Annotated in this window: 9 protein-coding genes; 4 read left to right on the forward strand and 5 right to left on the reverse strand. The window is 65.1% G+C overall.

The features are described 5' to 3' along the window. Window positions 1–109: 109 nt before the first annotated feature. Window positions 110–1,330, forward strand: coding sequence for an NADP-dependent isocitrate dehydrogenase (locus EJC47_RS04575; RefSeq protein ID WP_126845669.1), 1,221 nt, complete (start codon window positions 110–112; stop codon window positions 1,328–1,330). A gap of 136 nt (window positions 1,331–1,466) precedes the next feature. Beyond that, complete coding sequence (locus EJC47_RS04580; RefSeq protein ID WP_126845670.1) at window positions 1,467–3,239, forward strand: cation:proton antiporter domain-containing protein; 1,773 nt, start codon at window positions 1,467–1,469, stop codon at window positions 3,237–3,239. 40 nt (window positions 3,240–3,279) lie between these two features. Here the strand turns inward: EJC47_RS04580 and alaS are convergent, their stop codons facing one another. Continuing rightward, window positions 3,280–5,934 carry an alanine--tRNA ligase gene (alaS, locus tag EJC47_RS04585; RefSeq protein ID WP_126845671.1) on the reverse strand — a complete coding sequence of 885 codons (2,655 nt, stop codon included), beginning with the start codon at window positions 5,932–5,934 and terminating at the stop codon, window positions 3,280–3,282. 93 nt (window positions 5,935–6,027) lie between these two features. Here alaS and EJC47_RS04590 point away from each other — a divergent pair, with 93 nt between their 5' ends. After that, on the forward strand, window positions 6,028–7,683 hold the full coding sequence (locus EJC47_RS04590; protein ID WP_126845672.1) for a hypothetical protein: 1,656 nt from the start codon (window positions 6,028–6,030) through the stop codon (window positions 7,681–7,683). Window positions 7,684–8,562: 879 nt separating this feature from the next. On the opposite strand, the gene EJC47_RS04595 is transcribed toward EJC47_RS04590, so the two are convergent. Next, window positions 8,563–9,819: a M24 family metallopeptidase gene (locus EJC47_RS04595; protein WP_126845673.1), complete on the reverse strand. Its 1,257-nt coding sequence runs from the start codon at window positions 9,817–9,819 to the stop codon at window positions 8,563–8,565. Between the two features lie 134 nt (window positions 9,820–9,953). Here EJC47_RS04595 and EJC47_RS04600 point away from each other — a divergent pair, with 134 nt between their 5' ends. Beyond that, on the forward strand, window positions 9,954–11,261 hold the full coding sequence (locus EJC47_RS04600) for a dicarboxylate/amino acid:cation symporter (protein ID WP_126845674.1): 1,308 nt from the start codon (window positions 9,954–9,956) through the stop codon (window positions 11,259–11,261). 147 nt (window positions 11,262–11,408) lie between these two features. Here the strand turns inward: EJC47_RS04600 and EJC47_RS04605 are convergent, their stop codons facing one another. From EJC47_RS04605 to EJC47_RS04615, 3 genes are all read right to left on the reverse strand, one after another. Continuing rightward, the gene (locus EJC47_RS04605) at window positions 11,409–12,041 is read right to left on the reverse strand and encodes a glutathione S-transferase family protein (RefSeq protein ID WP_126845675.1); all 633 of its coding nucleotides are present in this window, start codon (window positions 12,039–12,041) and stop codon (window positions 11,409–11,411) included. A 269-nt stretch (window positions 12,042–12,310) separates the two neighbouring features. Beyond that, window positions 12,311–13,414 (reverse strand): recombinase RecA, encoded by a 1,104-nt coding sequence (gene recA / locus EJC47_RS04610; RefSeq protein WP_010403152.1) that lies wholly within the window; start codon window positions 13,412–13,414, stop codon window positions 12,311–12,313. 119 nt (window positions 13,415–13,533) lie between these two features. Next, window positions 13,534–14,448: an SDR family oxidoreductase gene (locus EJC47_RS04615; protein ID WP_441004742.1), complete on the reverse strand. Its 915-nt coding sequence runs from the start codon at window positions 14,446–14,448 to the stop codon at window positions 13,534–13,536. Window positions 14,449–14,511 lie beyond the last annotated feature (63 nt).

The raw sequence follows: 14,511 nt of genomic DNA on the forward strand, positions 1-14,511 counted from the left end.
CGTCCCCGTGCCACAATCATCATCCCGCGCTCCTGCCGTTCCGCACCGGGTTGATCGCCGCGCGCCATGCTCCTAGACGCTCCTCGAAACTCCCATAGGAAAGATCGTGATGGCGAAGATCAAGGTGAAGACGCCCGTCGTGGAAATCGATGGCGACGAGATGACGCGGATCATCTGGCAGTGGATCCGCGAACGGCTCATTCTCCCCTATCTCGATATCGATCTGGAATATTACGACCTCGGCATGATGAGCCGCGATGCGACCGACGACAAGATCACGGTGGATAGCGCCAAGGCGATCCAGAAATATGGCGTCGGCGTGAAGTGCGCGACGATCACCCCGGACGAGGCCCGCGTCGAGGAGTTTGGCCTGAAGAAGATGTGGAAGTCGCCCAACGGCACGATCCGCAACATTCTCGGCGGCACCATCTTCCGCGAGCCGATCGTGATCAAGAACGTGCCCCGCCTGATCCCGGGCTGGACGCACCCGATCGTCGTTGGCCGCCACGCATTCGGCGATCAGTATCGCGCGACCGACTTCCTCGTTCCCGGCCCGGGCAAGCTGCGCCTGGTGTTCGACGGGGATGACGGCGAAGTGATCGACCGCGAAGTGTTCCAATTCCCGTCGGCGGGCGTCGCGCTGGCGATGTACAATCTTGACGATTCGATTCGCGATTTCGCGCGCGCCTCGATGCATTACGGCCTGAACCTGAAATGGCCGGTGTACCTGTCGACCAAGAACACCATCCTCAAGGCCTATGACGGCCGCTTCAAGGATCTGTTTGCCGAGGTTTTCGAGACCGAGTTCAAGGACAAGTTCAAGGAAGCGGGGATCGTCTACGAACATCGCCTGATCGACGACATGGTCGCCTCGGCACTCAAGTGGCACGGCGAATTCGTCTGGGCGTGCAAGAATTATGATGGCGACGTGCAGTCCGACCAGGTCGCGCAGGGCTTCGGCTCGCTCGGCCTGATGACCTCGGTGCTGCTCACCCCCGATGGCAAGACGGTCGAGGCGGAAGCCGCACACGGCACCGTTACGCGCCACTTCCGCCAGCACGAGCAAGGCAAGGCAACTTCGACCAACCCGATCGCGTCGATCTTCGCCTGGACCGGCGGCCTGAAATATCGCGGCAAGTTCGACGGCACCCCCGAGGTGACGAAGTTCGCCGAGACGCTCGAGCGCGTCTGCATCCAGACCGTCGAGAACGGCCACATGACCAAGGATCTGGCGCTGCTGATCGGCCCCGATCAGCCGTGGATGACGACCGAGCAGTTCTTCGAGCAGGTGCGCGTCAATCTCGAACAGGCGATGGGCGCTTCGGCCTAACCCTCCTCCCAAATCTACTTGGCGGCCACCGCGTCCGATACGGACCCGTGGCCGCCGAACCGTCTTTTGGCCACTAAAGGTCTTTTTTGTCAGTCAAAAGCTGACAAGCCGCCAATGTGTTGCGTACAGTGGCGCAATGGCATCTCCCCTAAACTCCACCGGTTTCAGCGACGCCCTTGTAATCCTGGGGGCAGCCGGGCTCGTTATCCCCGCTTTTGCGCGGGCCAAGATCAGCCCGGTCATCGGTTTCATTCTCGTCGGATTACTGGTCGGCCCGTCGGGGCTGGGCGCGCTCGTCCCCAGCTATCCCTGGCTTTACCACATCACCATTTCCGATCCGCACGCGATCGAGCCTTTTGCCGAATTCGGCATCGTGCTGCTGCTGTTTTCGATCGGGCTCGAGTTGTCGTTCAAACGCTTGTGGTCGATGCGCCGACTTGTCTTCGGCACCGGTGCGGCGGAATTGATCGGATCGGGGCTGATACTCGGTACCGGCTTGCACCTGTTGACGGACGTGGCGTGGACCGGATCGTTCGCACTCGGCATCGCGCTGGCGCTGTCTTCCACCGCACTCGTGCTCCCGATCGCGGGCACGTCGAGCCCTGTCGGGCGTACGGCGTTTGCCATGCTGTTGTTCGAGGATCTGGCGCTGGTGCCGATCATCTTCATTCTGGGCGCGCTGGGGCCGATGGCGGCGGCGGGCGGATGGATGGGATTCGCGCGCGTTGGCGGCGGCGCGATCCTGACGGTCGCAATCCTGTTCGTCGGCGGGCGCTTCTTCCTGCCCAAATTGTTCGCCCAGGCGGCGCGCACCAAGAGCCCTGAACTGTTCCTCGCCGCCTCGCTGCTGGTGGTGATTGCTGCCAGCCTGGCGACGACGGCAGCCGGGCTCTCGCCAATCGTCGGCGCGTTGATCGCCGGGCTGCTCATCGCCGAAACCAATTACCACAGCGAAGTCGAAGTGATGACCGCGCCGTTCAAGGGGCTGGCGCTCGGCGTGTTCCTCATCACCGTCGGCATGAGCGTCGATCTCGGCGCGATCGTCGCCGACTGGGGATCGTATCTGCTCGCTATCATCGCCGTCGTCGCGATCAAGGCGCTGGTCACTTTCGGTTTGCTGCGGCTGGCCGGCATCCGGGGTGGGGTGGCAGCGGAAACCGGCATGTTGATGGGCAGCCCGTCCGAAACGACGCTGATCGTGCTGGGGGCGGCGGGGCAGGCGCAACTGCTCGCGCCCGGCCTCGCCAGCTTCTGGCAGACCGTCACCGCGATCGGCCTGACGATCACCCCGCTGCTCGCTTTGCTCGGCAAGCGCGCCGCCAAGCGGATCGAGCGTCGCCAGGGTGATTCGCCCGAAGCCTCGATCCCGGAGGACGGCCCCGGCACCGTTGTCATCGGCTTTGGCCGCGTCGGGCGGATGGTGTGCGACATGCTCACAATCCACGGCCAGCCCTATGTCGCGGTGGAAGCCGATATCGATGCGGTGAAGGCTGCCCGCAGGGACGGCTATCCCGTCATTTTCGGGGATGTCGTGCGACCGGAACTGGTCGATCGGCTCAATCTCGGCCGGGCTCGTGCGCTGATCCTGACGATGGACGATCCGGTGCTGAGCATCGCCTTGACGCGGCGCGTGCGCGGCTGGGTGCCCGATCTGACGATCATCGCGCGCGCCCGCGACACCGCCCATGCCGCCGATCTTTACAAAGCGGGCGCGAGCGACGCGGTGCCCGAAACGCTGGAAAGCTCGCTGCAATTGGCGGAGGCGGTACTGACCGATCTTGGCGTCGCGGTCGGCCCGGTCATCGCCTCGATCCACGAAAAGCGCGCCGAATTGCGCGAGGAAATCAAGGCGGCGGCGGAGATGGACGTGACCCCGCGCTTGCGCCGCGCGCGCCTTAAAGCAGAGTAGCCGCAAACAGCGCCCCCGGCGCAAAGCCGGGGTGGCAAGATCACCCTGCCAGCGCCGCCTTCACCGCCGCGACCGCTTCAGCCCCCTTCGCACCGTCCGGCCCACCGCCCTGCGCCATGTCGGGGCGGCCACCGCCACCCTGCCCGCCCAGCGTCGCCACCGCGATCTTGAGCAGATCGACCGCGCTGCGCGTCGCGACCAGATCCGCCGTCACGCCAACCGCTACCGAAGCGCGGCCCTCATTGACCGCGACGATCATCGCAATGCCAGAGCCGACGCGCTGCTTCATCTCGTCCACCGCGCCACGCAGCCCCTTGGGGTCGAGCCCCTCGACCACCTGACCGAGGAACGACACGCCACCAATCTCTTCCGGTCCCGCCGCAGCCGCACCGGCCCCGCCGCCCAGCGCCAGCGCCTTCTTGGCCTCGGCCAATTCGCGCTCCAGCCGCCGCCGATCCTCGACCAAAGCCGCCACGCGCGCGGGCACTTCGTCGGGCGAGGATTTCAGCGCCGTGGCCGCCTCGCGCAGTTTCTCATCGCGCGAGGTGAGGTAAGACCGTGCCGCCTCCCCGGTCAGCGCCTCGACCCGGCGCACGCCGCTCGACACCGCCCCTTCGCTCACCACGGTGAACAGGCCAATGTCGCCCAATGCGCGGACATGCGTACCGCCGCACAGTTCGAGCGAGTAGATCTCGTCGCCCTCGCGCCCCATCGATACGACGCGCACTTCATCGCCATATTTCTCGCCGAACAGCGCCATCGCGCCCTCCGCGATCGCTTCGTCGGGCGTCATCAACCGCGTGGAAACCGGGCCGTTGGCGCGGATCTGGTGGTTCACGTCGACCTCGACCTGCGCCAGCGCGGCAGGGTCGATCGCGGTCGGTTGCGAAAAGTCGAAGCGCAGCCGCTCGGGCGCGACCAGGCTGCCCTTTTGCGCGACATGCAGGCCGAGCCGCTGGCGCAGCGCCTCGTGCAGCAAGTGCGTCGCCGAATGGTTGGCGCGAATCCGGTCGCGCCGGCCGCTGTCGATCGTCAGATGCAGCGCATCGCCAACCGCGATCTCGCCTTGTTCGATCTTCGCCTGATGCGCGAACAGGCGGCCGAGATATTTGCGCGTATCCTCGACATGCGCCAGCACGCCGCCACCCGTCAGCGTGCCGGTATCGCCGACTTGGCCGCCGCTCTCGGCATAAAAGGGCGTCTGGTTGACGACGATCTCGACCGTCTCGCCCGGCCCGGCGCGCTCGACCCGCGCGCCGTCCTTGACGATCGCGACGACCTGGCCCTCGCCCTCTTCGCTCGCGTAACCGATGAATTCGGTGCTGCCGCTGGCTTCGGCAATGTCGAACCACACGTCATCCGACGCGCGCTGGCCCGATCCCTTCCACGCGGCGCGCGCGGCGCGCTTCTGCTCGGCCATCGCAGTATCGAACCCCGCGCGATCGATCCCGAAGCCCTGCCGCCGCAGCGCGTCCTCGGTCAAATCATACGGAAAACCGAACGTGTCGTAGAGCTTGAACGCGGTTTCGCCCGACAGCGTGTCGCCTTCGGCCATCCCCGCCGTCGCTTCTTCCAGCAGCCGCAAACCGTTCACCAAGGTGCGGCGGAACTGCGTTTCTTCCTGCAGCAAGGTCGATTCGATCGACGCCTGCGCGCGCACCAGCTCCGGGTAAGCCGCGCCCATTTCCGAAACCAGCGCCGGCACCAGCCGGTGCATCAACGGCTCCTTCGCGCCCAGCAGATGCGCATGACGCATCGCGCGGCGCATGATCCGGCGCAGCACGTAACCGCGCCCCTCATTGGCGGGCAGCACGCCATCGGCGACGAGAAAGCCCGAGGACCGCAAATGATCGGCAATCACGCGGTGGCTCGCCTGCGTCTCGGGCGTCAGCGGCGCACCCGACAGCGCGACCGACGCCGCGATCAGCGCCTTGAAGGTGTCGGTATCATAATTGTCGTGCACGCCCTGCAGCACGGCGGCCACGCGCTCCAGCCCCATGCCGGTGTCGATCGACGGGCGCGGCAGCGGCGTGCGCGAGCCATCGGCGGCCTGGTCGAACTGCATGAAGACGAGGTTCCAGATCTCGACGAAACGGTCACCATCTTCCTCGGGGCTTCCCGGTGGCCCACCATAAATATGGTCGCCATGATCGAAGAAAATCTCCGAACACGGCCCGCACGGCCCCGTGTCGCCCATCGACCAGAAATTGTCGTTGGTGGCGATGCGGATGATGCGCTCTTCCGGCAATCCAGCGATCTTGCGCCACAAATCAAACGCTTCGTCATCGGTGTGATAAACGGTGACGGTCAGCCGGTTGGGGTCGATCCCCCATTCCTTGGTCAGCAAATTCCACGCGAGCGTGATCGCGCGTTCCTTGAAATAATCGCCGAACGAGAAATTGCCGAGCATCTCGAAAAAGGTGTGATGCCGCGCGGTATAGCCGACATTGTCGAGGTCATTATGCTTGCCGCCCGCACGCACCGATTTCTGCGAAGACGTCGCGGTCGAATAGGGCCGCGTTTCCAGCCCGGTGAACACGTTCTTGAACGGCACCATCCCGGCATTGACGAACATCAGCGTCGGGTCGTTCTGCGGCACCAACGGTGCGGACGGGACCTTCGCATGGCCGTTGGCCGCGAAATAATCGAGGAAGCTGCGACGAATGTCGTTGGTCGAGATCGAGAGCTGGGTCATGCGCGGTGCTTAGGCGAGGCGCGTGCGTATCTCAAGCATGGCTCGGTTCGTCGCGATCGGCTATCGCGCAGGGAACTTGCCTGGGGACCCGTCATGCGCGTGTTGAAGATTGCGCCACTGCTGCTGCTGCTTGCCCCCACCGCCGAGGTGACGGGTGCCACCGCCAGCGCGCCGCCGCACGCCATTTGCGGCGATGACACCATAGCCCCGAGTGTTGCGCGCCTCCTGCCGGGCTTCGGCGCGGGGGCGCTCCCCATCCGCACCGCCAAACCGCAAGCCCAGGCCTTTTTCGACAACGGCCTGCAACTCAGCCACGCCTTCGCGCACGATGCAGGACGCGCCGCCTTTGCCGAGGCCGCGCGACTCGATCCCACCTGCGCAATGTGCCGCTGGGGCGAAGCCTGGTCAGGCGGCCCGACGATCAACTTCCCCGTCGACGCCGCCACCCAAGTGAAGATGGGCAAGCTGGTCGACGCCGCCATCCCCATGGCCGCGAGCGGCCCGCTGCTCGAACGCCAACTGCTCGCAGCCCTCGCGCTGCGCTACAGAAATGGCGGCGGCAAGGGGCCGGGCGACATCGCCTATGCCCGCGCGATGGAGGCGATCGCGGTCGCGCATCCCGACAGTGACGAATTGCTGACGCTCGCCGCCGATGCCTGGATGATCCCGGCGGCGCTGGGCGAGCGCGGCGACACGCTGCCGCGCGCGGTCGCGCTGCTCGAGACGGTGCTCAAGCGCAACCCGGATTTCACCCCCGCCATCCATTTCTACATCCACGCGACCGAGATGAGCGGCTTCCCGGCGCGCGCCGAGCGCTATGCCGACCGCCTCGCCGCGCTCGCCCCCGCCGCCAGCCATTTGATCCACATGCCGAGCCACACCTATTATTGGATCGGCCGCTATCAGGATGCCGCCACCGCCAATGTCCGCGCGGCGGCGCTGGGCGTCGCCGATGCGAAGGCCGCGCATGCGCCCGAGCCAGACGGCGTGTTCCGCCAGCCTTACCACGCGCATAATGTCCATTTCGGCATTGGCGGCGCGTTGATCGCAGGCGACGCCAGCGATGCGCTGGCGCTGTCCGCGCCCGTGCTGGGCGCACTGTCGCGCGCGCCGAAATCCGATCCGTTCCAGCAAATGGTCGGCGGCACCGCCTATTTCGCCCAAGGCCGCTTCGCCGATCCGGCCGCGGTGCTGGCGCTGCCCGAACCCGGCGCGGCATACGGCTTCCTGCGCGCCTATCGCCATTATGCGCGCGGCGAAGCGTACGCGCGCCTCGGCAATGCGGCGGCAGTCCGTGCCGAGGCAGCAGCGATCCCGCTGCGCGCTGGCCCTGCCGAAAAGGAGGATGCCAGCCTGCAAGCAACCACGCTGATGCGCATCGCCAAGGCCGTGCTGGAGGGCCGCGCCGCGATGCTGGAACACCGCCCGGCCGACGCGGTGAAGGCGTATCGCACGGCGGCGAAGATCGAGACCTCCAAGGTCCTGACCCATTTCGATGATCCACCCGTCTGGTGGTATCCGACCGAACGCAGCCTCGCCGCCGCTTTGCTGGCCGCAGGCGATGCCCAGCAAGCGCTAGCGCAAGCCAACGCCGCCCTCACCCGCCGCCCGCTCGACCCGGTGAGCCTGTCGGTAAGGGCCGACGCCCTGACCGCGCTGGGGCAGACGGCAGCGGCGGAGAAAGACCGGGCGGCGTCGCTGGAGCGGTGGCATGGCGACAAGAGTGCGTTCTCGGCGGCGTTGATCTGAGGGGAGCGGGGCGCCGACCAAGACTGGTTAACCCGGATCGCCCCCAGCAAGGATCAAGGAGCGCCTCGGATCACGGTCCCGCGCCGCCGCAAGCCGACCCACCCCCAACCCCTCCCTTCCAGGGAGGGGAGGAAGAAGGGAAATCGGGGAGTCTCCCCTCCCTGAAAGGGAGGGGTTGGGGGTGGGTCGCCCTCCGTATCGTGAAACGGCAGGCTGTACGAATGCCGGATGCGAGCAACGGCCCGGACCGAATAACAAATCCCTCCCCATCGGGAGGGCAATCACGTCGTGACGAACTATACGCAAAGGACCGCTAGCGCCCCAAAGCCGGTAACTGCGATCATTTCAGGCGTTTCCTGATTGCGGACATTTAAGATGGCTGTCAGGTTTCGAACATGATCGAGCGTATGAAACGTAGATCGCAGGACAAGCCGGCATGAGGCGGGCGGTATTTCTAGCGATGTTTGCCCTCGGCGGCTGCGTAACGGCGATCGCTACCACGGGAACAACTGTCGATGTTTTAGAGGGCAACTCGGCTAGCTACCCAGCATTCCTGAATGCCGCAAGCACTTGCGGGTTTTCGGCCTTTCGGGAGGTCGGCGACGGCAGTGGCGGAACTCACTACCTCGTTACCTTCTCGTTTGAGAATAAGCGCCCATTCACAATGAACCCGGCATCACGCTGCATCATCAATTGGGTCAAGGGGAACGCGCAAACCGGGCTCATATTGTCGGGCCACTGATCGCGGCATGGTCGCTACGCGAGCGCCCAATTCCTCAGGCTAAGCAGCGTCCGCTTTAATTTGCTGCAGGTCGCCAAAACACCAAATCCGCGAGATTTGCCGCAAATTAGGCCACCCAGCTTACATCCCCCGCCCCCTCACCCCAGCGGCGCATCAATCGAAGTCGGCGGCACGCTGAACCATTTCGGCCCGGTCGGGGTCATGTGGAAGCAATCCTCCAGCCGCACGCCGAATTTGCCCGGCAGATACAGCCCCGGCTCGTCCGAAAAGCACATGCCCTCGGCCAGTCGCGTGGTTTCGCCGTGAACGAGGTTGACCGGTTCATGCCCGTCAAGCCCGATGCCGTGGCCGGTGCGGTGCGACAGGCCGGGCAAGCGATAGCCCGGCCCATAGCCGAGCGACGCGTAAAAGCCGCGCACCGCATCATCGACCACCCCCGCCGGCGTGCCGATCTGCGCGGCGGCGAAGGCCTTGGCTTGCCCCATGCGGACCAGATCCCACACCGTGCGCTGTTCCGCGCTCGCGTTGCCGAACACGAAGGTGCGCGAGACGTCGGACTGATAGCCTTGCACGGTGCAGCCGCAATCCATCAGCACGATCTGCCCGTCCGCCACCACTTGCGGTTCGTGGCTGCCGTGCGGCAGCGCCGCCGCCGGGCCGATCAGCACCAGCGCGAATTCGGGCGCGCCGCCCAATTGCCGCGTCGCGGCGTTCATCAGCGCGGCGATGTCGGCGGGTTTCATGCCTTTTTCGACGCGCGGCACAGTCCAGCGATAGGCAGCGATCGTCACGTCGGTCGCGGTCTGCATCAGCGCGATCTCGGGCGCGGTCTTGCGCATCCGCACCCCGCGCACGACCGGATTGGCCGAGACGATCTTCGCCCCCGGCAGCGCGCGCGCCAGGCCATCGACCGCGAAATAGCGCACCGTTTCCTCAATGCCGATCGGCCGCTCCGCCAGCTTGCGTTCGCGCAGGAAGCCCGCGACCAGCTTCAGCGGATCCTCATCCTCCTGCCACACGCGCACCTCAGCCGCGACGCCCAGCGTCTGGCGGACCGAGGGTTCCTCGAAGAATGGCGTGACGATGCACGGCTCGCCCTCGACCGGCAGGATCGCCGCGGTCAGCCGTTCGCTGCGAAACCACGTCACGCCGGTGAAATACACCAGGCTCGATCCCGATTCGATCAGCACCGCGCCAATGCCCTGCGCCTTCATCAGCGCCTGCGCGCGGGCGATGCGCGCGCGGCGCTCGTCCGGCCCGATCGGCGTCGCGCCACTGGCGATGTTGCGCAGACTCGTCAGATCCGGCTCAGCCGCGCGCAGAACACCACTGGCCGAAAGCACCGGCAGCATCGCTGCTCCGGCTGCAAACCCACGCCGCGTCAACATCTTCATCGTCTCGCGCCCCTTTGTCGTTGGCGCAACTGTGCCAGCGGCAGGCGGCCGCCGCAACGCAGCAACGCCGCACTTCGGCTTGACCGCTCGCACTTTCTCCCGTTGATGACACGAACGACAAAAAGGGGTGAAACGTGGCGAAGCGATTGACGACCTATATCCTGATCGCGCTGGTGCTGGGCCTCGCCGTGGGATGGACGCTCAACGCCGCGATCGACAACGGCACCCCCGCCAGCGCGGCGCGGCTGAAGGAAATCGCCGGCTATCTTTCGATCATCACCACGGTGTTCCTGCGGCTGATCAAGATGATCATCGCGCCGCTGGTGCTCTCGACCCTCGTCGTCGGCATCACGCATATGGGCGGCACCGGCGCGCTCGGGCGGATCGGCCTGCGCGCCGTCGCGTGGTTCGTCGGCGCGAGCTTGCTGTCGCTCTCGCTCGGGCTGGTGCTGTTCCATGTCACCGCGTCGCTGGGTGAAGTGCTCGGCCTCACGCCGCATCTGGTGGTGCCGCCCGTGACCGAGGGCAGCGGGCTCGACAAAGCCGGGTTCGATCTCGCCAAGTTCGTCACCCATGTCGTGCCCTCGTCGATCTTCGATGCGATGGCGACCAACGAAATCCTGCAGATCGTGGTCTTTTCGGTGTTTCTCGGCGTCGCGATATCGGCGGTCGGCGAGAAAGCCGCGCCGCTCGTCCGCGCGACCGAGGCGCTGGTCGCGGTGATGTTGCAAGTCACCAATTACGTGATGATGTTCGCGCCGATCGCGGTGTTCGCCGCCGTCTCCGCCACGCTGACCGAGCAAGGCCCGGGCGTCATCAAGAACCTCGCTTATTTCATGGGCAGCTTCTATTTCGGGCTGGCGGTGTTGTGGGCGCTGCTGTTCGGCCTGTGCTACCTCATCGTCGGCCCGCGCACGCGCAGCTTGCTGCGCTATATCGGCGCGCCGTTGATGATCGGCTTTTCCACCGCCTCGTCCGAAGCCGCGCTGCCGCGCGTGCTGGAGGCGCTGGAACGCTTCGGCGTGCCGCCCAAGATTGCCGGCTTCGTCGTCCCGCTCGGCTATTCGTTCAACCTCGACGGGTCGATGATGTACATGACCTTCGCGTCGCTGTTCATCGCCCAGGCCTACGGCATCCATCTGTCGATCGGCGCGCAGGTCACCATGTTGTTGACCTTGCTGATCACCTCCAAGGGCATTGCGGGCGTGCCGCGCGCGAGCCTGGTGGTGATCGCGGCGACCTTGCCGGTGTTCCACATCCCCGAGGCCGGCCTGCTGCTGATCCTCGCCGTCGATCATTTCCTCGACATGGGGCGCTCGGCCACCAACGTCGTCGGCAATGCCATCGCCGCCAGCGTCATCGCCAAATGGGAGGGGACGCTGGAAGCGCCCGAGCCTCCCGAGATCGGCCTGAACGAACTGCCGCGCGCCGATCACGCATAGCGCCGGTTAATCTTAAGCAGGACCGCCCAAAAGCCGTTCGGGCTGAGCCTGTCGAAGCCCTTCTTCCCCGCGCGCTCACCGCGCTGGGATAGGAGCCCTTCGACAAGCTCAGGGCGAACGGGGTCCGATCCGCTTTAAAGACGCCCGTCACGCATAGGCATAGGGTCCACCCTTGGCGAGCGCCGCCTGATAGGCCGGGCGCGCGTGGATCTTGTCGAGCCACGCGATCGTCGCCGGGCGCGAGGCATCGAGGCCCGCGCGGCTGCGCGCGGCCTCCAGCGGGAAGCTCATCATGATGTCGGCACCCGTGATCGTGTCGCCCGCAAACCATGGACGGCTCGACAGCTCGGCTTCGACATAATCGAGATGGACGTCGATCATCGGTTGGATACGCTTGGCGGCGGTCTTGCCCAGCAGCGGAATGCGGTTGACGACCAGCAGCACGAGCAGCGGCGGCATCATCGACCCTTCGGCATAATGCAGGAACTGGCGATAGCGCAGCACACCATCGCGGTGCGCGGGGGGCCCCAACCGACCATCGCCGCGCTCGACCAGATACTCGACAATCGCGCCCGTTTCGACGATCACATCCCCCAGCTCGGTATCCTCGAGCACCGGCGATTTGCCAAGCGGGTGGATTCGCTTGAGTTCGGGCGGAGCCAGCATCGTCTGCTTGTTCCGCTCATAGCGCTTGATTTCATAGGGGAGCCCGAGTTCCTCGAGCATCCACAGAATCCGCTGCGAGCGCGAGTTTTCGAGATGGTGGACGATCAAGGTCATGAGGACTCTCCGGGTCGGCTTGTTGCCCGCATCCTAGCAGCGATGCGGCACACAAGTCACACGCTACCTTGCGGTGCCCGACGCCGGGGGTCGCCACTCTGCACTCCGGCCATCCCGCCGCCGCAATATGAAAGGCCCGCCATCGCTGGCGGGCCTTCCCGGTCTCTGCGACGGCACCGAGAGCGCTCGATACCGCCATCGTGGTGGGACGCAGCCGTGCACTGCCGCCATCCCCTGCTCCGGCCCGCCGCAGCAGACCGGGGCGAAACTCACATCTCGTCGTCACCTTCATCGGGTTCCGCACCCGCCATCATTTCCTCGGCGACCTTGTCGGTCCGTGCGCGAATCGCCTTTTCCAGACGATCGGACATTTCGACATTTTCCTTGAGGAAGGTCTTGGCGTTCTCACGCCCCTGCCCGATGCGGACGCTGTCATAGCTGAACCACGCGCCCGATTTCTCGACCAGCCCAGCCTTGACGCCCAGATCCAGAATCTCGCCAATCTTGGACACGCCCTGCCCGTACATGATGTCGAATTCGACTTGCTTGAAGGGCGGCGCGACCTTGTTCTTGACGACCTTCACGCGTGTGGTGTTGCCGATGATCTCGTCGCGATCCTTGATCTGGCCGGTGCGACGAATGTCGAGGCGCACCGAGGCGTAGAATTTCAGCGCATTGCCGCCGGTCGTCGTCTCGGGGTTGCCGTACATCACGCCGATCTTCATGCGCAGCTGGTTGATGAAAATCACCATGCAGCGCGAGCGGCTGATCGAGCCCGTCAGTTTGCGCAGCGATTGCGACATCAGTCGCGCCTGCAAACCGACATGGCTGTCGCCCATTTCGCCTTCGATTTCCGCGCGCGGCACCAAGGCTGCGACCGAATCGACCACCAGCACGTCGATCGCGTTGGAGCGCACCAGCGTATCGACGATTTCGAGCGCCTGCTCGCCCGTGTCGGGCTGCGACACGATCAGCTCGTCGATATTGACGCCGAGCTTCTTGGCATAAACCGGGTCGAGCGCATGTTCGGCATCGACGAACGCCGCGGTGCCGCCGCCCTTTTGCGCCTCTGCGATGACATGAAGCGCCAGCGTGGTCTTGCCCGAGCTTTCCGGCCCGTAAATCTCGATCACGCGCCCACGCGGCAAGCCGCCGACGCCGAGCGCGATATCGAGCCCGAGCGAGCCGGTCGAGATCACCTCGACCTGCATCGTCTGTTTCGAGCCCAGCTTCATCGCCGAGCCCTTGCCAAAGGCGCGGTCGATTTGTGCGAGCGCCGCTTCCAGCGCCTTGGCGCGTTCTGCGGTGGCTTTGTCTGCTTGCTTGTCTGAGGCTGCCATTTTGCTGTCGATGACCTTCAACGATACCGCCATTGGTAGCCTCCTGCGCTAGACCGAACGCCGGGTGCGTTCAATGCGTGATGCACCGTGTATCGCGTTTGTTCTTATGGAACAAGAGTAGAACGACAACCTCTTTAAAAAAACCGGCAGGATCACGGCATTCCGCTGCCGCCCGCTGCGCCATAGACTTGTCCGGTGGCGTAGCTGCCGCCACTTTCGGCCAGCAGAACGTAGATCCCGGCAAGCTCGCCCGGTTGCCCCGGGCGACCGAGCGGCGTCTGACCACCAAACTGCTCGAGCTTTTCCATCGTCGCGCCGCCAGACACCTGCAGCGGGGTCCAGATCGGCCCCGGTGCGACGCCGTTCACGCGGATTCCCCGCGACGCCAGTTGTTTGGCTAGGCTGCGAACATAATTGGTGGTTGCTGCCTTGGTTTGCGCGTAATCATACAGATCTTCTGACGGATCGGTTGCCTGCTCCGACGTCGTCCCGATGATCGACGATCCCGGTGCCAGATGCGGCAGCGCCGCCTTGATGAGCCAGAACGGCGCGTAGATATTGGTCTTCATCGTCCGGTCGAATTCCTCGGTGGAAATGTCGAGGATCGAACCGTGGGTTTGTTGTCGGGCGGCATTGCTGACCAGAATGTCGAGCCCACCAAGCGTATCGACTGCGGTCTGGACCAGGGTGGCGCAGAAATCCTCGCTGCACAAATCCCCGGGGATGGCGACTCCGACTCGGCCCGAAGCGCGGATCAGATCGATCACGTCCCGGGCATCCGCCTCCTCTTCCGGCAGATAGTTGATGGCAACGTCGGCTCCTTCGCGCGCGTAAGCGATGGCGGCCGCCCGTCCCATCCCGGAGTCGCCACCGGTAACCAAAGCCTTGCGACCGGCCAGACGACCGGAGCCACGATAGGTCGATTCACCGTGATCGGGCCGGGGCCGCATGTCGCGCGCAAGGCCCGGCCAAGGCTGGCTCTGGCGTTCGAACGGCGGTTTGGGACCAACCTTTTGCGGGTTTGTCAAAGCGGATGGCGAAATGTCTGAGCTGGAAAGTGCCACGATCGGTCTCCGTGCCGGGATTGTGGCAGGAGAAACGGCAGAGCGCCGCGATGGGTCCGCATCAGG

It is taken from the genome of Sphingomonas sp. TF3 (genome assembly GCF_003985085.1).
Classification (GTDB): Bacteria; Pseudomonadota; Alphaproteobacteria; order Sphingomonadales; family Sphingomonadaceae; genus Sphingomonas.